Here is a 24,690-nt window from a genome sequence, read left to right on the forward strand (position 1 = left end):
CATAATTAACGAATTATAATTATAAAGTTAATGTTCGTGAAAAATGATGTTTTTTATGTTTTCCCGGTTAATAAAGGGGGATTCAAAAGAAAGAACCGATCAATCTATAATTAATCGGTTCACCATGACGCTCTTTCTGAATAACTAGAAGCGTACGCAAGTAGCTCCAATAATAATTAATAAAATAAATAACACAACAACAATCGCAAAGCCATATCCACAGCCTCCAGCACCATAGCCATATCCACAGCCTCCAGCGCCATAACCTGGATATCCTCCACCGTAACCCCACATAGTTTTTCACTCCTTACATCCATTTAAAATAGTTTACATTGACAAAATATGTAGGACATACATCTTTTTGTATGTGTGTTTGCCTAGAAATAAAAAAAATCTCCATCTTATCTAGAAATTCCATCTCCTTAAAGATCAGCAAGACTTTTTTGCATATCTTCTCTTTGTACATGCATATAGTTGTAATAATGATAATAGAGGAGGCAAATCAATGAATACATCAGAAGTAGAAAAATATGCACAGCAAGCTGCAATGTATGAGCAACTTGCTTGTTATTACAAATATACAAATCCGCAAAAATATATAGAAGTATATTTAAAACACTATGAGGCGATGAAACAATTTGTACAAGCTTACGAGAAAAGCCGTGTATCACCACCACATTCAAGCGAACAATCCTTACCCTCTTACGTTCGAATCTTACACGCTTCTCCTGATTCATCTGCTATTGATATTGTTATAAATGGACAAAAAGTAGTTAAAAACATTTCGTTTAAGCAATATAGTCCATATCTTTCACTTACACAAGGGCAATACCGCGTTGATATCGTACCTGCTGGCGGGGAAACTCCTATCTTTTCAACCCTCGTTCCTGTAATGGGAAATCATGCATATACTCTTGCTGCAATTGGTAATGCTGATAAACTGCAACTGTTAAATTTAACCGATAATACACCCCTTCCATTCGGACAAGCAAAAATACGATTCGTTCATTTGTCTCCTGATGCACCTCAAGTAGATGTATCTTTAAAGGATGGAGAAAAGCTGTTTGAAAAAGTTTCATTCAAACAAGCAACAGATTATTTACAAGTGAGTCCTGGTGTAGCAGATATAGAAATAGCTGATGCGGGAACAAAAAACGTTATATTAACAATTCCTGAAGTGAAAATTGAGGCAAATAAAATTTATACAATTATTACACTTGGCTATGTAAATAAATCCCCGAAATTGGAAAGTTTATTTTTGACAAATTAAATTTCTTATAAACAAAAAACAGAATAGAAAAAATATTTAATTTTATTTATAATTATAGGTGAATCTATATTTCCAGGAGGTTACTTATGACTCATTTTGAAGAGAATTTAAAAAAATACGCACAATTAGTGATACAAGTTGGGATTAATATTCAAGAAGGACAAACTCTCGTGATTCATGCCCCTATTACATCTTCTCGCTTAGTTCGTGAATTATCAAAGCAAGCCTATAAATTCGGAGCAAAAAATGTCCATGTCGAATACTCAGATGAAGATTTAACATTAATTAAATACTTACATTCACCATTAGAAGGGTTGAAGGAATTCCCTCACTGGAAAGCAAAAGGACTTGTTGAATTAGCGAAAAACAATGCTGCTTTTTTATATATCGATGCGTCTAACCCTACTCTTCTTCAAGATATTGATGCAGAAAGACTTGCAATTGCGATGAAAGCCAATGCCTCTGGTTTGAAGGAACTTACCGAATACCGAGTTAATAGTCAATGTAGTTGGTCAATTATCTCTGTCCCAAGCAACGAATGGGCTTCGCAAATCTTCCCTGAGCTCGATGAGGAAGAAAGTATCAATAAATTATGGGACCTTATCTTTACAACTACAAGAGTAACTGATGACAACCCAATACAAGCATGGCAAAACCATATTCAATTATTAAATAGTAAAGCGCATCATTTAAATGGGAGAAAGTATAAAAAATTACATTACAAATCTGACAAAACAGATTTAACGATCGAACTCCCTGATAACCACAAATGGTTAAGTGCACAATTTCAAAATAAGTTACATACTCCGTTTATTCCGAACATGCCTACAGAAGAAGTATTTACTGTCCCATTAAAAACAGGGGTAAACGGTATAGTAGGAAGTACTAAACCGTTAAATTACGGTGGTACATTAATCAATAATTTCTCTCTTACTTTCCACGGCGGAAAAGTTATAGATTGTTCAGCTGAAACTGGCTATGAAACTTTGAAAAAATTGTTGGAAACAGATGAAGGAGCTCTGCATTTAGGAGAAGTTGCGCTCGTTCCGCACGATTCACCTATTTCGAATACAAACGTTACCTTTTACAACACATTATTTGATGAAAATGCATCCTGTCATCTCGCATTAGGCAGCGCACTCCCTATATGTATTCAAGGAGGTATTCATATGAGTAAAGAAGAGATTCAAAAAAATGGATTAAATGATAGTATTACTCATGTTGATTTTATGATTGGATCAGCCACTCTCGATATTGATGGCGAAACATCAGACGGAAAACTTGAGCCTATTTTTAGAAAAGGTAACTGGGCATTTTAAAGACTTCACATTATGATACAACAACATTTCTCTAATAAAAAACACACCGTTCAAAATGAAAACGGTGTGTTTTAAAATTTAACAAACGACCAGACTATGGTACTTCTTAAAAAAGATATAAATCCATTTTAATTTTCCGACATACAAATCATACTATACATATCCAGATGCTCTCGCCCCTCTAAAAAGAAAGACGTATTACTTTTTATTATAATCAGTACCAATATCAACTACTCTACAATATTTCATTGTATTTCTATATTACTTTTTCAAATGAAATATGAAATTCTGTCCACTCTTCTGTTGACTTACATGTGAGTGACCCTTTATGCTTCTCCACAATTTGTTTACAAACAAACAAACCGATACCAGTTCCTAATTTCTTTGTAGTTACAAATGGTTCAAATATTGTTTCTATATTTTCTGCTGGAATCATCGGCCCATTATTTTTAATAAAAATATGTATTAATTCTTCGTCTTCACATACATCAATAACAATTCTCTTACTTTCTGCCATTCCTTCAAGAGCGTCAATAGAGTTCATTAAAATATTTAAAAACACTTGTCTAACTTCACTTCGATACCCCGTAAATGGTATTGGATGCGGCAAATTTTTCTCAATAGAAACATTTGCATTTACTAAACTCGGATATAGGAAGTGAATAATATCATGAAATAAATCATTCAGCCCAAATCTTTCTGCTTCATTCCATATTTCTTTTTTTGACACAAGTAAGAATTGAGAAATTCTAAAATTTAATTGATCAAGTTCATGTGAAATAATATCTAAATACGGGAGATGTGGTTGATCAGATTTTAACAATTTTACAAATCCCATTATAGATGTTAATGGATTACGAAATTCATGAACGAAACTTGCTGACATTTGCCCTAATATTGTCAATCTCTCTTTATGTGTTTCGTTAATGAATTTTTGCTTTTCTTCCAAATTTTTCGATATAATTTCTGAGTATTTCAAAACTGTATAATAAATTAAACGATCAAAACAAATATGTATCTTTCCCATGATTGGTTTCAGTTCACGAGCACTCACATCTAATTCACACATTGCTTCAAATAATTCATTCCGCCCTACATTCGCATTATAGACAAAATCGCCAATATTTGCGTCTGCCCCGGCACGCTCAATAGCAATTTTTTCGCCTAATGGTCTAATGAGATCAATATCATCTTCACTCATAATAAGTTTAATCATTAATGATAACAATTTTTCTCCGTTCTCAAAAATTTCTTGTTTAAAAGGATCATTTTCAGAAATAATAATTTTGTTTTTCCAGTTCTCTACAAATTGCTGATTATTCTTTTCTAAGTACGTACAAAACATTTTACTAATATCTTTTTCGATCGGAAAAACCCCCATTCCCTCCATCTCCATACGAAAAATACCCTATATATTTTGAATATTAACACAAAAAACATTTTTCGTTAAGACACTATTGTCACATTTTGTTATTTCATGTTGATAAAATTTTTCAATTTAGTATGTGAAATTATTTTTTTTTGCATCCTATTCATTTTTTTCATACAATAGAAACAGGAAAGGTGTGAAAAAAATGGCAAATAAAAATGTGGAAGATTACCTTCAAGAAGGCATTTATGGACAAAAACAAAATAAACCCGAAGAGCGTAACATGTTTTTAAGCACATTGCGTGAACGTGTGGAAATAGCATTAACGATTGGGCAAGTCATGCAAACAAACGTATATCCAGAAATCAAAAACACGATGAGTTCTTCACAACAATTAACATTGTATGTGAACGGTACCATAACTTATTCACATTTATCTAAATACATTAAATTAGCAAATGAAAAACAAGTACCTTTTACAATTGTGCAAAATAAAGATACAAATACACCAATTGGACTTGTTCTTGCACATAATACAGCGGTAGAAAAAGAACATATTTATGTAGAAGATGAAATTTACAAGCAAGAGATGAACTGACAAAATACGCCCGACCTCTAAACGGGCGTATTTTTGTGAATTCTTTACGATAAAATGGACCTTCCATCAATGGATTCCCTCTCCGAATCTTGAGGTAGGGACTTTCTGCCCACGAAGAGCAGTTTAAACTAAAAAACTCACCGTAAAGGTAAAGGTTATGAACTGACTTGTTCTTGAAATGAAACCGGTTGTTCCACTACTTCTACAGGCTGGATTGCAGGTTGCTTTGTCACTTCAATTTGTTTAATATAATGTCCATCTAATTCAACAATACGAAACTTATAATTTTCTATATCAATGCTATCACCTTGTTCAATTTCAAGATGTTCTGTTAAAATCCAACCTCCAATTGTATCAACGTCTTCATCGTCAATTGAAAGTCCTAATAATGCATTTACTTCACTAACAAGTACTTTTCCTTCTAAAATTGTTTTTGTTTCACTAATGCGCTGAATTTCTGACTTTTCATCCGTATCAAATTCATCTTGAATGTCGCCAACAATTTCTTCTAATATATCTTCAACTGTTACAAGTCCAGACGTTCCGCCGTACTCATCCACTAAAATTGCCATATGTGTGCGTTCCCTTTGCATTTTTACAAATAAATCATGAATAGCGACGGATTCAATAATTTGAATAATCGGACGGACATACTGTGCAACGGTTTCTTTATTTGTACCATCATGTTTCACAAAATCTGTGAAAATATCTTTAAAGTTTACAAAACCAATAACATGATCTTTATCACCGTCAATGACAGGATATCTCGTATATTTCTCATTTGACATCATTTTCATTGCTTCAATAACAGATTGCTCTTTCTCTAAAATTACCATTTCTGTACGCGGAACTATTATTTCTTTCGCAATTCGATCGTCAAATTCAAAAATTTTATTAACATATTTATATTCTGATTGATTGATTTCACCATTTTTATAACTTTCTGATACAAGCATACGTAACTCTTCTTCTGAATGTGCTACTTCATGTTTTTGCATTGGTTTTAAGCCAAACATTCTCGTAACAATGCGCGCTGAACCATTCAATGCCCAGATAAAAGGATACGCAAGTCGATAGAAGAAGATAAGCGGTCTTGCAACTGATAAGCTAATCCATTCTGCCTTCTGAATCGCCAATGTTTTCGGAGCTAGTTCGCCGACGACAACGTGAAGAAAGGTAATGAACATAAAAGCTAGAAAAACAGATAAAATGGATGTCACCGAGGGAGGCACTTCCAATTTTGTGAAAATCGGATCTAGCATACGCTTCACTGTCGGTTCTCCTAACCATCCAAGGCCGAGCGCTGTCACTGTAATTCCTAACTGACATGCTGATAAATACTCGTCTAAGTTTGTAATGACTGTTTTCGCAGCAGTTGCACGTTTGTTTCCTTCTGCAATTAAATAATCGATGCGTGAGCTCCTAACCTTGACAATTGCAAATTCAGACGCAACGAAAAAAGCAGTTAAGGCAATTAAAACAATCACCATACTTATACCAAATATGTCCAAATACGTTTCCTTACCCACTTTGTAAGTAAGGAAGCCACCTCCTAATTATTATATTCTAAAAAAAAGATTCTCTAACAATCTTACAAATTTCTACACTAGTAATTCCCTTTTATACATTATATGCATACATAAAAAAGATATTTACGTTTATGATAACGAAACTTATACTCTCCGTCAAATAAGAGAAACAACTGGAATTAGACAACTTTTTTCCATTTTCGCGGTGTTTTCTTCCTAAAAAAATATTTTTGTCAAAAAGCGCTTTCTTTGCCGATTTCTCACTTCTTTTGTCAGCCATGCAGGGAACAAACGAGTTATCACGAAACCTTCTAACTAATGAGACATAGGAGGGGTTATTGTGGAGTATAAAACGCCGATGATTGCCAAAACGTTAGGTATTAGTCCAAAAGCTGTTATCCGTCTTGCACAGCAAATCGGATTAGAGTTAAAAAAAAATAAATTTGGCCACTATGTTTTTTATGAAAAGGATTTACAGCAAATGCTTGATTTTCAGCGCTCTGCACCAAGTCATAAACATGAACCAGCTTCCTATCATGCTGCTGAAGCAGCACCGTCAAATGAAATACAACAATTTATAAAAGAATTAAAACACATTTCCTTACGTTTAGATCGGCTAGAAGAAAAGTTACAAGACAAAGCAGATGATGTTGTAAGTTATCAGTTGTTACAACACCGTAATGAAATGGAAGAAATGCACGCAAAAATTAACCAATTAGAAACAGCACTTAACCGAAAAGAATCAATCTATATTACACCAGAAGTGGCCGCAGCAAAACAAGAAGAAAAACCAAAGCGCCGTAAAATGATTTTAAGCATTTTTGGATTTTAATATATGTAATGAAAAAGGTGATGTTCATCGAACATCACCTTTTTCATTATGATAACATCGCTTTCATATCTTCTTCTGCTGTTGTAATGAGTTGTAAACGAAATGCGTCTTGTAACACTTGTAGTACAGATGGTGATATAAACTCTGGTGCTTTGGGACCGATACGAATATCTTGAATACCAAGACTAAATAATCCAAGTAAAATTGCTACAGCCTTTTGCTCAAACCAAGACAATACAATGCTGACTGGTAACTCATTCACTTCACATTGAAATGCTTCCGCTAAAGCGGCTGCAATTTTCACTGTTGAAATCGAATTATTACATTGACCAAGATCAATATAACGCGGTATATTCGTTCCTGGCACAACGCCATAATCTACGTCATTAAAGCGAAATTTCCCGCAAGACGTCGTTAGAATGACTGTTTCTGGTGGTAAGGATGTAGCTAATTCCCGATAATATTCTCCGCCTTTTCCAGGTGCATCACAACCAGCAATGACGAAGAAACGTTGGATTTTACCACCTTTCACCGCATCAATAATTTCTGGTGCAAGCGATAATACGGTTTCATGGTGAAATCCCGTTGTTAACTGTTCTTCTGATTCCATTTGGACATCTGGAAGTTCCAACGCCGTTTCAATAAGCGATGTAAAATCATTATTTTCAATTTTTCGTACTCCTTCTAACCCTGCAATATCATAGGAAAAGAAGCGATTTGCATATGTTCCTTTAATTGGCATCACACAATTTGTCGTTGCTAATATAGCTCCTGAAAATTTTTCGAATAAACGGCGCTGATCATACCAAGCCTTTCCGATATTCCCCTTTAAATGCACATATTTTTTCAACTGCGGATAACCATGTGCTGGCAGCATTTCAGAATGGGTATAAATATTAATACCTGTTCCTTCTGTTTGCTTTAATAACTCTTCTAGTGCAAATAAATTATGTCCTGTAACTACAATTGCTTTTCCATAAGCACGGTTTTGTGTAATTTGTACTGGTTCTGGCACTCCGAAATGATCAGTATGTGCCTTATCAAGTAATTCCATCACGCGAATCGCGGCTTTTCCAACTTTCATTGCCATATCTAAATGTTCTTGTTCATTAAAGTTTGAATTTGTTAACGTCATATATAACGCTTCATGCGTTACTTCATCTACAAATGGGTCTGTGTATCCAAGCTGTGCTGCATGAGTACGATATGCAGCAATTCCTTTTAAAGCAAAGACAATAATATCTTGTAAGCTTGCAATGGTTTCATCTTTTCCACAAACTCCGATAATTTCACATCCTCCGGTAGGCGTTTGTTCACATTGATGACAAAACATCATTCCCATCCCCTCTCTAGCAATCTTTATATTGTAAGCGTAATACAAACCGCTATTGAAAGATGTGATGATAATCACATGGAATGATGCAATTCTGTGACAACATTCATCTTGTTAACATAATATTTTTACTGCCTTCTTTAATCAATGTTTGTGCATGTGCATTTCCTTGAATCACATCACGAAATTCTTTCAAAGAATACATATGCGTCAATCCTTTCATAACATGAATACAAACTGGTACACCTTGTAGTTCATCATTAACAGTAAATACATCATCGATAGGCTCTATCGGGAATCCTAATGAACGTAAGTACATATACATACGCTTTGTTACAACTGCAATATACCACTCTGCTTTTACCTCTAATGCATGTATAAATAAAATCGTCGCAAGTTGCTTAAATTGTCCACGACCGCGAGATGTTTTCGCAATACTTAATTTTCCAATTTCGTATACATTTTTTAATCCTTTTATATATTCATTTTCAGAAAATGGATAAAAAAACTCGGAATTTGATTGTTCAGGTGTTTTATATTGTATGCATTCAACAGTTCCAATATAATGATTATCTTCTATCAATAAAAATCTTGATGGTGTTAAATTTCTTTCTACAAACATTATGTTTCGTTCTTCACAAAAATCTCCCCATAATTGCTCGAACCAAAAATGTTCTTCCTTTGTTTGAACACGTTGGAACATACTTCCCCGCCTTTCCTATCACCCTTTGCTTATTTGTTAGCGCTTTCACCATCTATCATATAAAAAGGAAACTTGCTATGCAAGAAAAACTATTTTTCCAATATCTCAAACTTTAAAAAATACGAAACCTCCATCAGTGCGGATTTTCTTAATTCCTCACTGATGGAAGTTTCACTTTATCCCCGCTAACCAGTGCTGCAAGATATTTATTAGTTCTTTTTTTCCCGCTACCCTCTCTTTGCCTTTTTTTGTTTTATACGGATACAATTGTAAAAATACACCGCAACCTGTTTCAATTTTTTTCGCATGCATATTACTACCTGGATATACACATATAACTTCATAAATTGCACGGCGGTGAAATAAGCGTTTTCCATTTTTCTCTTCTACATATTTAATTGACCAATATTTATACATCTGCTCAGTTGCTTTCGTATTTCCAACTGGTTGAAAAATGTTATACATTGGACTATATTTTACTTCAACTATAATAGATGATTGATATTCATAGGCAGTTTCCCCTTGTTTATAACAATCAATACGAATATCTGGTTTTTTTGTATCCTCTCCATTATAAAATTGACTCTGTTTACTGAGCGCAATAAGCGGATGCGTTTCAATTAAATCATTAAATACTACATGCAACTGTAAATCTTCGTCCTCCAACACAATTGTTGTACCATCTTGTAAACCATCTAAATAAAAATACGATTGAATTTGCTCTGCAATTGACATGTAATCGTTAAAACCAAGTTCTTGTAGAATTGCCACAACAGTAAAGTAGGCATAATACTCATAAATTAAAAATGTCGGCTTATAAACAAATAGAAATGATGGTTCTAATTCATTACGATGTGGCGAGAATTCAAGCTGATATAATAATTGATGGTATACAGGAGGCATCGAATGTGTTGTAAGTGTAATTTCTTCCCGAATCTCTCTCCAAAACGGCGTATATAAAAGGCTTGAAAAATATGTTAGTGTACTTTGCAAAATTGTATAAAGCACCTTATATTCTTGAATTTTCATAGCCATTTTGCGTAAGTCTGTGTCTTTTAACAAATTCATGTTACGATATTTTTGTTTGTCTCGTTCCGTCACAGAACCATTTCGCTCAATTGTTTGTAAAATTGTATGCACTGCTTTTTTCTCGTCTCTTCGCGTTTGCTGTGCCCTCTCTAATTTCTGAATCGTTTCGCGCAAAAATAAATCAATTTCTAATAGCTGATTGTAAAACAACTTCGTCTTATATTTTACATAGCCATTCACTTTATCATGCTTTTTCTCTACAAAACGGCGATTATACCATTTTTCATACGGTTTTTTCTCGCGTATAATAGTGCTCTTTCTTCCCTGCTTCCTCTCCCGCATTTCCCATATATACTCATCTTCAAAATTTACTTTTTGCTGCACTTCATAATATAACTGCTTTATTTTTTTCATTTTTTGCGGCAACATCCGGAGCATACGCATATATGAATAATCTTCAATATCTGCAAATGTAACAAATGTCTTTTTATAATATCCTCGATCTAAAATGATCCCACTTAGCACAGACTTTACATATTGCTGAATTAACTCTAATTGATCATCAAAAAAATTTTTCGGAACGATTTGAAATGCGCCGTAAAACAACTCTTCTCCAATCTGCACTTCAAAATGATATACACCGCAGCGCCACGGATATAAATAATCCGTTTTTCCATGCTCATACAGTAAAATAGTACGTTGTTTTTCATGCAGTTCATATTTCCATTCCATATGTTGCTTTTGTCCTTCGTATACTTTATTCCAAATAAACGTAATCTTTATTGGATATTGTGATTGTATATGTAGCCGAAGCGGTTTTAACTCTTGTACTTTGTACACACACGACGAAATCGTAATGGGTGAAGCGCAAAGCTTATTTAATACTATATGTTCTCCCTTCTCTTCTGCCCCTACTATAACTTTCAATACAAACGGAAGCTTCTCTCCTGTTTCTATAATTTCTGTCTCATACGTGCTTTCATTTAACATAACCGTATAACTCCAACTCTCGCCGTTTTTGCTTCATATACAACAGCGAGTGTTCAAAAGTTGATACACGATTTGCAAGTGATGATTGCAATAATTGTACAAGAGACACTTCTTTTTTCCCCTCTTCCCGAAGCAATGTCCCTATTGTAGCTTCTGTACCACGTAACTTCGTTAAAATACGTTGTTTTATTTGTAAATCAAATGCTTCTTCACGGCTTATTAATAAAATTCCCCCTTCATCACATGGTATATTTTGTAAATAATATGCAATTGCTGAGGCAACGCGAAAAGAGATCCCTTTGGACGCATCGTGAAGAAATAACAGCTGATGCATTTTATCTAATAACTCCACTTCTTCTTCTGTAAACACATTAAGCATTTCCTTGTGTTGAACCCAGTTCATTCGAAATTCTAGAGCTGGAATAGAAAATGCAAATGGACGTGGTAGCGCTTTTCTCTCAATCATACTCATCTCACAAAATGGAATTTTTTGAAGGAATACAACATTCACACGATCCAATAAACGGTCGGATAACTCTTTTGTTGTTTCATCAAAATTAACTGTACCCACAAAAATGATATTATCACCAATTTCTATTTGTGATGGCACATCTTGCTCTTTTCCATTTTCCGCTGCATACAAAGATAAAATACGATTTTTCCGTTCTAACTGTAGGAGTGATAAAAAAGGAGTAAACCAATGTTCAATATATGACAAATTCATTTCATCAAATGCAATTATATATAATTGATTTGGATTTTCCGCTGCTTCTAAAAGAGTTCGAACAAGTTTTGTTTCACTTTCCATATATGTTCCATTTGAATGGAGATAACCTAGCACATCATGGGGTTCTTGATAGGATGGTGAGACTGGAACCCAAATGAACTCTTTCCCAAATGCTAATCCGAGTGCTTCCGCATAAGCTTGAACAAACTGTGATTTCCCAATTCCAGGCATACCACCTACTATTGTTAATAAATTTGTCTTCACACAAATATGAAAATTGTAAATATCACTTTCATCAATATATAATTCTTTTTCTGCGAGAATTTGCTTCACATATTGTATAAAAGAATATTCACGTTCATTCCATACCTTTTCTTTTTCTTGTTTGCTTGTATCGATAATTTCAATTATTTTTCCGTTCTCTTTTATTTGTTTTTCTAATCGTTCATATACTTCTGTTCGAACAAAAAATAAGCTATTCTCAACATTCATATCGACATACTGCACCCAATCATCAATATCAAGGTAACGAACATCCCTTCCCTGCTCTCGATATGCAATGGCACTAATAGAATGCTTTAAAGTTACATTTCCATATATCCTTCCTTCATACCATAACAACTCTGGTACACCAAGATCATGCGGGAATTTTGGTACTAGAAATGAAACATATCCTTTCCCAAGTTTTCTTTCAAATACTTCTCTTTCCTTTAAGACTGATAGTTTAGGCGAAGGGATCATTTTATAGGAATTTGCTATGTCTTGTTCCTCACAACGTATTAGTTCTGCATATAAATTGCCACTTGTATAAGAAAGTCGAAATAACAACAGCTGTTTTTCTCGGTTTCCTTCTTTTATACTCGCAAAAAATTTTTCATTTTGTTTATTTTTATATAAACCCTCAAAGATATAACAACCATCTCCAAAAGCTGCCTCGATTATGTTAGGGATTGGTGAAAGACAAACGACAAAAAATGATTCTTTCTTCTGCTTTTCTGCGAATTTCCCGACAAAACGCATATGCTGCAATCTCTTTATAAAGCTTGGATGAAGAGGTTTCTCTAATTTCATCTTGCTCACCTTCTTTTTCCGATGCTTTTATCATTGTATGAGTAATAAAAGCAAACTAGAAACAAAAAACCTGACACTTATTGTCAGGTTGAATGAAATCCTTCTTTTTCTTGAGAAATTGCGTTGTGAGCAATCTTCATTTTCGTTAGGACATAACGTAATGTATCTTCTACATTCTTATCTTCTTGTATGTGCATATTAGCTAAAACTTCTACAGAACATGCTAAATTTTCTACCGCTCCACGTAGTTCGGGGTGTCGATTAAAGAACGATTCTTGCACTAATAATTTTCGGACGTCTATTGCTAACTCTACAATTCTCACTAATTTTTCCTTTTCTTCCATAACAATCCCCTCCTACATACCTTTTACATTAAAATATTCTGCTCATTACTAGAAATACCTGCTAACTCTTTAAAAATTAAAACACAAAATACTTTATTCCGCATAAAAAAAGGATCTATGCTCACTTCGCATAAATCCTTTTTTGTATATTGATATATTCACATCCCGATTTTTCCAGAAGCTAACATATAAATAGAAGTAACTGCTGCTAGTAAGATAATAATCATTACATATTGTTCAACGCGAGTAAAGCAGCGATTTCCTTGCTCTTTTCTTGCTGCAACATAAACGATTAGACCGATGCCATATACTAAAGAAACAAGTAATAAGTTTTTCAATCCAGCTGCATACACAAGCCAAACACCATATGCAGCTGCCATTAGAGCAAGTATCCCATCTTTCCATCTGTTTCCTTCGTATGCTTCTGTAATCACTAATTTCAACTGATATAGTGCTGAAAATACATACGGAAGTAAAATTGATGTTGATGCAATAAAATACATGATCTGATATGTTGATTCTGAAAATAACACAATAATAAATAATGTTTGGGCAACACAATTTGAAATCCATAACGCTGCATGCGGCGTATGATTTTTGTTCGTTTTTGTAAATACCTTCGGAAACACAGCGTCTTTTCCAGCAACGTGGGAAATTTCCGAAACAAGTAAAAACCAACCAATTAATGTGCCGATAAGAGACGCAATTAATCCTATGTTAATAACCAATACTCCCCATGAACCGACAACATGTTCTAATACATGTCCCATTGACGGCGTTTCAAGTGCTGCTAATTCCTCTCGCGGCATCACTCCTAGCGATAAAACTGAAATTAGAATATAAACGCCCATTACTAACAGTAAACCAAATACAGTTGCTTTTCCGACATCACGGCTACGTTTTGCTCGCCCTGATAAAACGACAGCTCCTTCTACGCCAATAAATACCCAAAGCGTAACGAGCATCGTATTTTTAACTTGTCCAAGTACAGAAGATACTGAAACCTGGCCTTTTCCCCAAAAGTCATGTGTAAATGTATCCCAGCGAAATGCCGTTACCATAATGACAATAAATAATACGATCGGGACAAGTTTGCCAATTGTCGCAATAAAATTCATAATCGAAGCTTCGCGAATGCCAAGTAAAATAAGAAAATGAAGCGTCCACAATAACACTGATGCACCGACGATAGCCGGAACAGTATTACCACCTTTGAAAATTGGAAAAAAGTATGCTAACGAGTTAAATAACAACATAATTGTTGCAACGTTACCTAATATTCCAGCAATCCAATATCCCCATGCGCTGTTAAATCCAATGTATTCTCCAAAACCAGCGCGTGCATAACTATAAATACCACCTTCAAGTTCTGGCTTCCGCTGTGCCAATGATTGATATACAAGAGCAAGTGGTATCATTCCTAATGCTGTAATACACCAACCAATTAAGGTAGCACCGCTGTTTGCCCCTGCTGCTAAATCGTGCGGTAAACTAAATACACCGCCTCCAACCATTGTTCCTACTACAAGTGCGATTAATGGAAAAAATCCTAATTTCTTTTCTATTGGTATCACCCCGTCTGCAATTTCTTGATGTGCTCATTCCGTTCTACCAGGCATTCATATTATGAGTTATTTATATATAAAATACGTACCTCGAAAATAACGAACTGTTTCACTTTATATTCTTTCAGAAAAACATTACTTATTCTAAAAGAAAACGAGCAAAAATGGAATACTTTTTCGAAAAAAAGTATAAGTATGCATAAAAAAAGGGCGTTTTTTTATATAAACGCCCTTTTTTTATGTATTTGTAAATGAATTTTATTTTAATAACCCTTCTTTTTGTAAAAACTCTCTTGCTACTTTCTCTGCTTTTTTCCCTTCTACGTTCACTTCATAATTCATTTTACGCATTTCTTCGTCAGTAATTTTCCCTGCAAGTTTATTTAATGTTTTTTCAATTTCTGGGTATCTCTTTAACGTTTCTCCCCGTAATAATGGTGCTCCTTGATATGGTGGAAACAACCCTTTATCATCTTCTAGTACTTGCAGACCGTATTGCTGTAATTCACTGTCTGTTGAATAGGCATCAATGAGATTCACATCGCCAGATTGAATGGCGCTATAACGCAGCTTCGGTTCCATCGTTTTTAAATTAGGAAACTGTATGTCATATAGTGTTTGTATTCCTTTATATCCATCTTCACGATCTCCAAATTCAAGTGTAAATCCCGCTTTCATATTAGAAGAAACATTTTTTAAATCAGAAATTGTTTTGATGTTATACTGCTGCGCTATTTGTTTTGGTACTGCTAATGCGTACGTGTTGTTATACTGCATTGGTTTTAACAGCTTCATATTAAACTTCTGCTCCATCCCATTTTGGGCCTGCTCATATACTTCTTGACGATCTGTACTTTTTGGTTCTTCCTTTACGAAAGTCGATAAAGCCGTTCCTGAAAATTCTGGATAAATATCAATTTCTTTAGATTTTAACGCTTCAAATACAAAAGATGTTTTTCCGAATCCTGGTTTTACCTCTACTTTTAAATCGGTATCCTGTTCAATTAATTGTTTATACATCTGAATTAAAATTTCCGGCTCTGAGCCAAGTTTACCGGCAATTATAATATCTTTCTTTTGAGTACTCCAAAGAAACGGTACGATGATGATTCCAACTACAACGGCAATTGTAACAATCGTTCGCTTCGGTGAACGTCTTACATGCAGGGTCATGCGCAGCACACCATCAAAAAATAATGCTAATAATGCAGCGGGAATAGCACCTAACAAAATAAGAGCATGGTCATTCCTATCAATTCCAAGCAAAATAAGCTTTCCTAACCCTCCTGCTCCAATTAAAGCAGCCAATGTCGCTGTACCAACAATTAGTACCATTGCCGTCCGAATTCCTGCCATAATAATAGGCCAAGCAAGTGGTATTTCTACCTTCCATAAACGTCTCCAATTGTTCATCCCCATCGCTTTTGCTGCTTCAATAAGCGATGGATCTAGTTCACGAATCCCTGTGTATGTATTTCTTAAAATAGGAAGCAGTGCATAAATCACAAGCGCAATTATAGCTGGGACCTTTCCAATACCAACTAACGGGATTAATAACCCAAGAAGCGCCAAAGAAGGAATCGTTTGCATCACAGCAGAAGTACCAATTACCCATTCCGCAATACGCTCTTTTCTTGTTAACAAAATTCCAAGCGGCACTGCGATAAGAATTGCAAAAAATAAAGCAATCAACGAAATTTGCAAATGTTCCAAAAGGGCACTGAACAGTTCTTGTTTACGCTCTTGCATCGTTTGTAAAAAGGTTGTCACTTTCTATGCCCTCACTTTCATTTGCTCTACTATGTATTGAACGATATGCTCACTTGTTAATGTACCGATATATGTACCGTTTTCTTCGATTGGTATTTCTTTTTCGTGTTCTAAACGAAGTAAAGCATCATGCAGGGTCACTTCAGTCGAAAGTGGATGAGCATCGCCTTGTTTTCCTTCTTGCGCTAATATTGATACTATATCTTCTACTTTTCTTTGATCATACCAAGATAATCGTGGCCTCCCAATAAACTCTTCTACAAATGTATTTGCAGGATTTTGTAAAATGACTTCTGGCGTATCAAGTTGGACAACTTTTCCATCTTTCATTATACAAATACGATCACCAAGCGCTAGCGCTTCTTGCATATCATGAGTTACGAAAACAATTGTTTTTTGAATCTTTTTTTGCAAGTCTACTAAATCACGCTGCAGCTGCTCACGGCTTAAAGGATCAAGCGCACTAAACGGTTCATCCATTAAAACAATTTTGGGATTGGCAGCAAGTGCCCGCACAACACCAACGCGCTGCTTTTGACCGCCAGATAATTCATCTGGCATACGTTCCCTATATATATGTGGATCTAAACCAACCATTTCTAATAACTCATCAACACGCTTTTCGATTTTCACTTTACTCCATTTGCGCATTTCTGGTACAACCGCAATGTTTTCTGCAATTGTCATATGCGGAAAAAGCGCAATCTGTTGCAAAACATACCCAATGTCCCATCGTAATTCATGAATGTTATAATCCTGGATGTTCTTCCCATCAATAAAAATTGAACCTTCTGTTGTTTCAATTAATCTATTAATCATTTTCATCGTCGTTGTCTTTCCACATCCACTCGGGCCAATCAAAACAAAAAATTCTCCTTTACGAATCTCTAGCTGCAAGGAATCTACGGCCTTTGTTTTATCATCAAACGTTTTTGAAACGTGTTCAAATCGAATCACATACACAACTCCTTTTTCATTCTTTCCTCTATTCTCATGGAAATTCGAGCTATTTTCAAATAATTTGTCTTCTCAAAATAAAAAGAGCTCTATTTTGAGCTCTAATAATCTTTTAAAATTGTCTTTATGATTGCCGCATATTCACGTATATACGCCTTTTTCCGCGAACGCTTTGGCGTCGGTGCAGCAAGTGCTTCCATCTTCATACCTAAGCGATTTGCGATGATTTTCGTCCGGTATAAATGATAGGTGTTACTTACTACAACTGCATGTTTCACATCATATAGCTCCTTAGAAAACTTTAGATTTTCATATGTACTTGTAGAACGATCTTCAAGTAAAATTCTTTCTTTTCCAATACCATTTCCTATTAAATATCGACTCATACTAAGAGCCTCTGAAATATCTTCATCGTCTCCTTGTCCGCCAGATACAACTACTTTTGCCTCTGGATGTGAGCGTAAATAACTTACTGCTACATCTAATCGATTTTGTAGTGACAAGGAAGGTCTATCTCCAAATAATTTTGCTCCTAGAACTAAAACATAAGGTGCTGTATGACTTACTTTCTCATTGGCAATTTTTCTCATGCGGTATGTTGTATACACAATATACAATGGTGGCAATAACATCAATAATAATAAAAAGCATTTCTTCATCGCAGTTCTCTCCCTTTCTTTTCATTATATGAAAAAAAGGAATCATGCAGAAGTGCTTTCTCTACACATATTTCATTTCAAAAAAATAGTGAGGATACACTCCTCACTATTTCCCTATCCTTGACGCTGCCCTGCGTTTTGAGGATTGCGTGCTTTCTTTGAGGACGTATGATCTTGCGTTTGATTGCCTTTATGCTTTGCTGAACCTAATGCCTTTGTTTTTCCCATATCATTTCACACCTTTTTTAATTGTTACTTTTATAGGATGTGTATTAGATTCGTTACTATACAACCGTTTTATTGGTAATGTGAATTCGTTCTTTCTGTTGCATTTTCACATATGAAATCCCAATACACGTTGCACCAATTAATAATATGCTCAGTGCATAAAACGGAACCATAACGCCGATTTGAGACACAAACGTTGTAAAAGCAATAAGAAGAATAACTCGTACACCTGTACCAACAAATCGAAAGAGACTGTCCACACGCCCAATTATTTCATTTGGAACCTCGAATCACGGTAAAGAGATGACAAATTAATCAGCTCCTAACTGTTTTTTCAGTTCTGGAAACATGCTCATGTACCCTCTTAGTTCTTTTAACAAATCCGCAATTAGCGGTTTCGCATCTTCCCCTAATTCTCCGTTCTGTACATGAAGACTATCAATAACAACTTGTTTCGGAATCACATTCGCATATACGCCTCTTGCCACGATGCGCATACTATTTAAGGCATTTATACCACCTTTACCTCCGCCTGCAACTGCAAGAAGCCCAACCGGCTTATGCATAAACTCGCTGCTTCCAAGAAAATCAAATGCATTTTTCAGTGCACCGCTCATCGCATTATGATATTCCGGCGTACATAGTACAACACCATCTGCTTCTTTAACAAGTTTCTTTAATTTTGCTACTGCTTGTAATTCATATTGAGAATTTTCTCCGTTATATAATGGGAGTGCCTCAACAGCCAAATCATATAATTCTCCGTTAAAAGTTTGTGCAATATGCTTTGCAATGACGCGAGTTTTACCGAATTTACGTGGTGTACCATTAATGACAACTAGTTTCATGATTATTTCTCTCCCTTGTTTGAATTTCTATATTTATCTTATCAGAAAATTCCCTATTATAAACCGTAAGAAAGATGGAAACCGCTTGAGAAAATAGTATGAAAAACCAAAACAGAAACTCATACTTTCGTATGAGTTTCTGTCATTACTTTTCCTATACAACGCCATGTTTTACCGCATACAAGGCTGCTTGCGTTCGATCATCTACATGTAATTTAGCTAGAACATTTGAAACATGCGTTTTCACAGTTTGTTCTGTAATATGTAATTCTACTGCAATTTCTTTATTACTTCTTCCTTTGGCGATTTCTCGCAGCACTTCTTTTTCACGCTTCGTTAACATAGTTAAATGATCTTTCTTTATCTCACCAGTTGCTTGGCGTCCTAATAAAGCAGGCGTTACTTTCGGATGGAAATTCGCATTTCCTTGATAAACTGCAATAATAGAAGCTACAAGTTGATCCGGTTGTACTTCTTTTAATTGATATCCATCTGCGCCTGCTTCTAGAGCTGGAAGAACATAATCTTGTTCCGAAAAACTGCTCAACATTAGTACCTTAATAGATGGATCATAGTGTTTTATACGCTTCGTTGCTTCGATTCCGTCCATTTTCGGCATCGACACATCCATTAATACAACATCAGGTCGTTCTGTTTGAATAAATTGTAATGCCTCTTCTCCATCTCCCACTTCACCAATAATGTCAAATTCTTCTTTTGTTTTTAAAAAGAAAACGAGTCCTCTTCGGACAATATGATGATCTTCTACAAGCAGTAATTTAATTTTCAATACATGTCTCCCCTTTAGACTGGTAACTGAATCTCAATCTTCGTTCCTTCCCCTAGTTTCGTTTGAATATGAAACTTCCCTTTCAACAACTCAATGCGTTCCTTCATATTCTTTAAACCAAGCGCAGAATCTCTTACTTTTTCTTTCATAAACCCTATTCCATTATCCTCAATTTGAAACTTCAATATATTGTTTTCCATTCTTAAATGTACAAATACGTTTTCGCAAAAGGCATGTTTTTTACAATTATGAAGCGCTTCTTGACTAACACGCCAAAGCATTTCTTCTATTTCATCATCTATAGAAATTACCCCATCAATTCGCATAATGACATGGATACCAAGGAGATTCCCATAATTTTGAATTGCTTCAGCAAGACCTTTTTCTAAACCCTCCGGCCGTAACTGCCAAATTAATAATGTCATCTCTTGCAGCGCCTCTTGTGATAACTCTCCTATATAAGTTAACATCTCCTTTAATTCTGTATTCTTCGTCATATCCATTGTTCCTCGAGCTGTTAACATAATTGAAAAAAGAAGCTGTTTAACAGAATCATGTAAATCACGTGCTAGACGATTTCTTTCTGCAACGATTACATATTTCCGCTCCTTCTCAACTAGCCTAATCCGTTGAATCGTTGTCCCAATTTGAAAAGCAATCGCTTCTAATAAAGCTAATTCTTCTTCTATAAAATGCGTTTTATAAGGAGAAGCAACATTTAATAATCCAAACTTTTCTTCTCCTGCCTGAAGCGGGATCGTCGCATGATGCGTAATATCCTCTGTTTCTCCCCATTCATATTCAATCGCATCTTCTATTCGCTTGCATTCAATAATATTTGTTGCTTTTTGCAAACGTCCTGCAACAAATCGATTAATACACCAACAATCGCCTTCGCACATTGGTTTCTTTTCTTCCCATGTAAGAGCTGGCGGTAAATTTGTATCAACAAGCATTTGATGTGTTCCTTTTTCATCAATAAAAAAAATCCATCCTGTTTGTAAATTCATGACTTGCAAAAGGGTATGTAGAACTTTTTCTAACATTTGCTGCAAATCAGTTGCTTCATTTAATAACTCAGCAATTTCTTTTAACGCTTGCAATCGATGCATTTGTCTTTCATTTTCATTCATGTTCATCACCATATCCTATTATAACATTACGAAATTTCTAAATACTAGGAATAAAACAAAACTCCTGTTACTTATATATAAATATAAATTGAAAAAATGACATAAAAACCACTTTTTTAGCTGATTAAGAGGGACTGGCTACGCTTGGAGCGGTCAGAGCCCTTTTCTGCCACAGGCAATGTTAAAACAAAGAAGGTAAGCAAGTTCAAAGTATGTTGTATTGTTATATAGCGATGATTTATATGTCGAAAAATAAAAATAGATTACTATATAACTTTCTGATCATGTAATTTTATTCATTTTGTCCTCTTTAAATTTAATCGACTTTTATTAAAAAACTACCTCATCCTTTTTTAAAAAGGAATTTGAAAAAAGATAAAGAAAAATATACAGTGAAAAGTTCTATAAGAAATTTTCACTGTATATGAAATAGAAAGATGATAAAAAATTGAGTGTTTTGACTAAATTAATAGCACAAGCTAAAAATCCAAGAGGTTTTGTGGGGTCATCTATGTTATGCATCATGAATGTGGCTCATACTAGTATGACAAAATGGGCTTTAAGTAAGATTAACATTAGTCAGCGTGCAAAAATGCTTGATATAGGGTGCGGCGGTGGAAAGACAATACATACTCTCTCGAAAATGAATCCAGACGGAAAGATATACGGCATAGATTACTCCAAAAAAGCAGTAGAAAATTCTATCAAACTGAATAAAAAAGATGTGGACTCAGGAAAAGTGTTCATTAAACAAGCAAGCGTATCAGCTATGCCTTTTTCAAATGGCTTTTTTGATATGATTACTGCTTTTCAAACCCATTATTTTTGGCCAAATTTAGAGAATGATGTTAAAGAAATATTTCGAGTATTAAAAGCAAATGGCTCCTTCCTCATTGTTGCTGAGCTCTATAAAATAAATTATCACATGACAAAATTCAAAACAAAAACGGATTTAGAAAAATTACTAAAAGAAACTGGATATAGAAACGTAGTATTTCATGAATATAAAGGAGCAATTTGTATAACTGCGAGAAAATAACGAAAACGCCAGAATTTCTATTTTTCTGGCGATCTTTTCTACCTACTTTATTGCAGCTTGCAAGCAAGACTTTACATGCTGCAGAGCAAACTCATGCCCTTGTTGATTAAATGAAGCAACTGCTTTTTCATATACTACAATGCGAAACCCTTTATTATAAGCATCGATTGCTGTATGTAACACGCAAATGTCCGTACAAACTCCAACAAGATGTACTTCTTGTATTCCTCTTTCTCGAAGTTTAATTTCTAAATCTGTTCCAGCAAAGGCGCTGTATCTTGTTTTATCCATATAATAAACAGTTTCATCATCTTTGTGTGCATTGTATATAGTTTGTAATTCACCGTACAACTCTCTTCCCTTTCTTCCCGCTATATTATGAGGTGGATATAATTGTCTCTCAGGATGATAAAAGTCATTTTCTACATGTTTATCAACAGCAAATACAACATAATCTCCATTTTCAATACACCGTTTCGTTACTTCTACAATGTTTTTTTCTATATCTTGCCCAGGTTTACCACATGTCAAAGCCCCATCTTCTGCAACGAAATCATATGTATAATCAATATTTATAAGTGCTCGTTTCATCTTTTCTCTTCCTTTCGTTTCACAGTAAACAATAGAAAACGTGTTATAACGACGTTTTATTACATATTCGACAGGTGTAATGAAAATCCCTATAAAAGAAAAAGAAACCTGCTTATCAAGCAGATTTCCTCTTACTGTGCTGGTTTATTTTCAAGCTGCGCCTGGACAAAGTTGATTACTTTTCCGTTTGGATCATTATTTTCATACTGAATTGCTGTTACGGTATGGATACCTGGTTGTAGTGTCTCTTCTTTTAACGCGATTGTCGTTTGCGCTAATTTATTTACTTGATGCTTGTCTTCAAATTTTTTATCGATGTATACAAATATTTCTTTATCCTCTTGGAAATTTGCAACTTCAATTTCTACTTGTTGAATAAGCGTATCTTTTTTTATAAATACGACAGGTACATTCCCATTTTCCGATGTACCATCTGGTGTAACAACTTTGATTTTTCCTTCACCAACTGAAGTTACCCCTTCTGGGAATGAATATTTTATTTCTTGCTGTCCATTAACAGCTCGTTCCTGTTGTTTTTCTTCCTTAACGTTCTTTTCTTCTGTTACTCCACAACCTACTAACAACATAACAGATAATCCAGTGATTATGAATTTTTTCAAAATCCATTCCCCCTGTATCTCAATGTACAATTTATTATACAAGAATAATTCTTGAATATATACACAGTTTACTTTCATAAACAAATTCTTTCATTATACCATTAACTGTACCACACTTATTCCCTGTTAATCACCATTATTTTTTCAAGAAATTTTTAACAAATCTTTTTTCTATTATTTTTCACAAAAATAATCTTAGTCCTTATAACTAAGATTATTTCAATCATTCTCCCCTTACTCATGGAGAGTTCATTTTATCGAATAAATTTTGTAATTTCCGCTACTGCTTTTCGAGCTAGTTTTTTCGGCTGTTCTTTCGGATGCCCTAACGCAATCACCATATTGATTTGTTTATCAGATGCAATTTGTAAGTAATCTCTTAGCTCGTTTTGCGCTAATAAAACTGGCCCTGTCATCGGGCATGTACCAAGGCCCCTAGCATGAGCTGCAAGCATTAAGTTTTGCGAGGCTAAGCAACTACTTTTAATACCTTCTTCTTCCCAAACAGACTCTGGAACAAACTCAATTGGATCAAAAATCTTTTCCCGAAATTTTGATTGATATGGCGTTGCTAAGCAAATGATTAAAACTGGTGCATCTGAAAATGCTGTTGCATATGGTCCGAAAGAGCGAGTCAATAATTTCCCTGCTTTTTCCTCTCCTTTTTGCGTAGCTTCTTCAGCTCGCGTATGTAGCGCATTCCATGTCATTTCTTCTATATCTTTAATTTTGTCTCGGTTCATAATCACGACAAATTCCCATGTTTGTGAATTTGTATCACTCGGTGCATATCTCGCACAATCAATAATTTCTTCAATATCTTCCACAGAAACGTCTTGGTCAATAAATTTCCGAACACTGCGACGGCCGTGAATAATATCTTTAAATGCTTGATAATCCATACGATTCAAAATCCCCTTTTATAACGTTTTCAAAATCTCTACCTGACTGATTATATCATATAATGAAAAAAGCCGGAGGTGTTCCAGCCTTTTTCATATTTACTCGTTTGTAGCATCTAATTTACATTCATCCTATACACACTCTCCTTATATGCCGCTTGCAACTTTCTTATAACCCGTTGTTCTCCTGTTTGATATCAAGCGGCCCCAATTTGTGTCACCGGTACAATTTCAATTGGTGTAGCGGTAAAGAAATGACATGATGACGTGTAATATCATACAAAATAAACTGGTTCGCAAGGTGTGTAATCAGAGTTCCATTTTTAACAATAAGGAAATTAGAATGACAGCTTGCTGTTATAATGCCATTACGAATTAATTAAGAAACAAAAAATATTTTCTCCATTTACTAGCGAATTTTCTTTTTTACATATAAGATACTGTTATGTATAGCCAAACGTTTTCATCTACATA

Annotated in this window: 24 protein-coding genes and 1 pseudogene; 5 read left to right on the plus strand and 20 right to left on the minus strand. The window is 34.8% G+C overall.

Annotated elements, in window-relative coordinates:
* Nucleotides 1-144: 144 nt before the first annotated feature.
* On the minus strand, nucleotides 145-294 hold the full coding sequence (locus tag H280_RS23325) for a YjcZ family sporulation protein (RefSeq protein WP_020060669.1): 150 nt from the start codon (nucleotides 292-294) through the stop codon (nucleotides 145-147).
* Between the two features lie 211 nt (nucleotides 295-505).
* Here H280_RS23325 and H280_RS0108360 point away from each other — a divergent pair, with 211 nt between their 5' ends.
* Nucleotides 506-1,270 carry a DUF4397 domain-containing protein gene (locus tag H280_RS0108360; RefSeq protein WP_020060670.1) on the plus strand — a complete coding sequence of 255 codons (765 nt, stop codon included), beginning with the start codon at nucleotides 506-508 and terminating at the stop codon, nucleotides 1,268-1,270.
* Between the two features lie 86 nt (nucleotides 1,271-1,356).
* Nucleotides 1,357-2,589: an aminopeptidase gene (locus H280_RS0108365; RefSeq protein ID WP_020060671.1), complete on the plus strand. Its 1,233-nt coding sequence runs from the start codon at nucleotides 1,357-1,359 to the stop codon at nucleotides 2,587-2,589.
* Nucleotides 2,590-2,845: 256 nt separating this feature from the next.
* Here the strand turns inward: H280_RS0108365 and H280_RS0108370 are convergent, their stop codons facing one another.
* Complete coding sequence (locus H280_RS0108370) at nucleotides 2,846-3,985, minus strand: BA2291 family sporulation histidine kinase (protein ID WP_034303628.1); 1,140 nt, start codon at nucleotides 3,983-3,985, stop codon at nucleotides 2,846-2,848.
* Between the two features lie 178 nt (nucleotides 3,986-4,163).
* On the opposite strand from H280_RS0108370, the gene H280_RS0108375 reads away from it, so the two are divergent.
* Nucleotides 4,164-4,556, plus strand: coding sequence for a YueI family protein (locus tag H280_RS0108375; RefSeq protein WP_020060673.1), 393 nt, complete (start codon nucleotides 4,164-4,166; stop codon nucleotides 4,554-4,556).
* A 155-nt stretch (nucleotides 4,557-4,711) separates the two neighbouring features.
* On the opposite strand, the gene H280_RS0108380 is transcribed toward H280_RS0108375, so the two are convergent.
* A complete protein-coding gene (locus H280_RS0108380; protein ID WP_028411161.1) occupies nucleotides 4,712-6,067 on the minus strand; it encodes a hemolysin family protein in 1,356 nt (451 codons plus the stop codon).
* A gap of 358 nt (nucleotides 6,068-6,425) precedes the next feature.
* Between H280_RS0108380 and H280_RS0108385 the strand changes: the two genes are divergently transcribed.
* On the plus strand, nucleotides 6,426-6,917 hold the full coding sequence (locus H280_RS0108385; protein WP_020060675.1) for a hypothetical protein: 492 nt from the start codon (nucleotides 6,426-6,428) through the stop codon (nucleotides 6,915-6,917).
* Between the two features lie 46 nt (nucleotides 6,918-6,963).
* Here H280_RS0108385 and hcp read toward each other — a convergent pair whose 3' ends face one another.
* The 13 genes from hcp to H280_RS0108455 form a co-directional block, all read right to left on the minus strand.
* Complete coding sequence (hcp, locus tag H280_RS0108390; RefSeq protein WP_020060676.1) at nucleotides 6,964-8,250, minus strand: hydroxylamine reductase; 1,287 nt, start codon at nucleotides 8,248-8,250, stop codon at nucleotides 6,964-6,966.
* 106 nt (nucleotides 8,251-8,356) lie between these two features.
* Nucleotides 8,357-8,953, minus strand: a complete 597-nt coding sequence (locus tag H280_RS0108395; protein WP_020060677.1) for a hypothetical protein — start codon at nucleotides 8,951-8,953, stop codon at nucleotides 8,357-8,359.
* Between the two features lie 171 nt (nucleotides 8,954-9,124).
* Entirely contained in the window at nucleotides 9,125-10,972 is a 1,848-nt protein-coding gene (locus H280_RS0108400; protein WP_020060678.1) for a hypothetical protein, read from the minus strand.
* A complete protein-coding gene (locus H280_RS0108405; RefSeq protein ID WP_020060679.1) occupies nucleotides 10,962-12,770 on the minus strand; it encodes a hypothetical protein in 1,809 nt (602 codons plus the stop codon). Before H280_RS0108405 ends, H280_RS0108400 begins: the two co-directional genes overlap by 11 nt.
* 83 nt (nucleotides 12,771-12,853) lie before the next feature.
* A complete protein-coding gene (locus H280_RS0108410) occupies nucleotides 12,854-13,114 on the minus strand; it encodes a hypothetical protein (RefSeq protein WP_020060680.1) in 261 nt (86 codons plus the stop codon).
* Between the two features lie 158 nt (nucleotides 13,115-13,272).
* Nucleotides 13,273-14,700, minus strand: a complete 1,428-nt coding sequence (arcD, locus tag H280_RS0108415) for an arginine-ornithine antiporter (RefSeq protein WP_028411162.1) — start codon at nucleotides 14,698-14,700, stop codon at nucleotides 13,273-13,275.
* A 237-nt stretch (nucleotides 14,701-14,937) separates the two neighbouring features.
* Nucleotides 14,938-16,449 carry an ABC transporter permease/substrate-binding protein gene (locus tag H280_RS0108420; RefSeq protein ID WP_020060682.1) on the minus strand — a complete coding sequence of 504 codons (1,512 nt, stop codon included), beginning with the start codon at nucleotides 16,447-16,449 and terminating at the stop codon, nucleotides 14,938-14,940.
* Between the two features lie 3 nt (nucleotides 16,450-16,452).
* On the minus strand, nucleotides 16,453-17,406 hold the full coding sequence (locus tag H280_RS0108425) for an ABC transporter ATP-binding protein (RefSeq protein WP_020060683.1): 954 nt from the start codon (nucleotides 17,404-17,406) through the stop codon (nucleotides 16,453-16,455).
* Nucleotides 17,407-17,507: 101 nt separating this feature from the next.
* A complete protein-coding gene (locus H280_RS0108430; protein WP_020060684.1) occupies nucleotides 17,508-18,065 on the minus strand; it encodes a YdcF family protein in 558 nt (185 codons plus the stop codon).
* A 284-nt stretch (nucleotides 18,066-18,349) separates the two neighbouring features.
* Nucleotides 18,350-18,553, minus strand: coding sequence for a hypothetical protein (locus H280_RS23330; RefSeq protein WP_020060686.1), 204 nt, complete (start codon nucleotides 18,551-18,553; stop codon nucleotides 18,350-18,352).
* A gap of 51 nt (nucleotides 18,554-18,604) precedes the next feature.
* A complete protein-coding gene (locus H280_RS0108445) occupies nucleotides 18,605-19,141 on the minus strand; it encodes an NADPH-dependent FMN reductase (RefSeq protein ID WP_020060687.1) in 537 nt (178 codons plus the stop codon).
* 154 nt (nucleotides 19,142-19,295) lie between these two features.
* Nucleotides 19,296-19,931, minus strand: coding sequence for a response regulator (locus H280_RS0108450; RefSeq protein WP_020060688.1), 636 nt, complete (start codon nucleotides 19,929-19,931; stop codon nucleotides 19,296-19,298).
* Between the two features lie 14 nt (nucleotides 19,932-19,945).
* Nucleotides 19,946-21,064 carry a GAF domain-containing sensor histidine kinase gene (locus tag H280_RS0108455; protein ID WP_028411163.1) on the minus strand — a complete coding sequence of 373 codons (1,119 nt, stop codon included), beginning with the start codon at nucleotides 21,062-21,064 and terminating at the stop codon, nucleotides 19,946-19,948.
* 448 nt (nucleotides 21,065-21,512) lie between these two features.
* Here H280_RS0108455 and H280_RS0108460 point away from each other — a divergent pair, with 448 nt between their 5' ends.
* Nucleotides 21,513-22,103: a class I SAM-dependent methyltransferase gene (locus H280_RS0108460; protein WP_028411164.1), complete on the plus strand. Its 591-nt coding sequence runs from the start codon at nucleotides 21,513-21,515 to the stop codon at nucleotides 22,101-22,103.
* Between the two features lie 42 nt (nucleotides 22,104-22,145).
* Here H280_RS0108460 and H280_RS0108465 read toward each other — a convergent pair whose 3' ends face one another.
* From H280_RS0108465 to H280_RS26975, 4 genes and pseudogenes are all read right to left on the minus strand, one after another.
* A complete protein-coding gene (locus tag H280_RS0108465) occupies nucleotides 22,146-22,694 on the minus strand; it encodes a cysteine hydrolase family protein (protein ID WP_020060691.1) in 549 nt (182 codons plus the stop codon).
* Between the two features lie 131 nt (nucleotides 22,695-22,825).
* Nucleotides 22,826-23,314 carry a hypothetical protein gene (locus H280_RS0108470; protein WP_020060692.1) on the minus strand — a complete coding sequence of 163 codons (489 nt, stop codon included), beginning with the start codon at nucleotides 23,312-23,314 and terminating at the stop codon, nucleotides 22,826-22,828.
* A 254-nt stretch (nucleotides 23,315-23,568) separates the two neighbouring features.
* Complete coding sequence (locus tag H280_RS0108475; protein WP_020060693.1) at nucleotides 23,569-24,216, minus strand: nitroreductase family protein; 648 nt, start codon at nucleotides 24,214-24,216, stop codon at nucleotides 23,569-23,571.
* 116 nt (nucleotides 24,217-24,332) lie between these two features.
* A pseudogene (locus tag H280_RS26975) lies at nucleotides 24,333-24,595 on the minus strand (D-amino-acid transaminase); the annotation flags it as partial.
* Nucleotides 24,596-24,690: the final 95 nt, after the last annotated feature.

Origin of the sequence: Bacillus sp. 123MFChir2 (genome assembly GCF_000383235.1) — a bacterium.
Lineage (GTDB): Bacteria > Bacillota > Bacilli > Bacillales > Bacillaceae_G > Bacillus_A.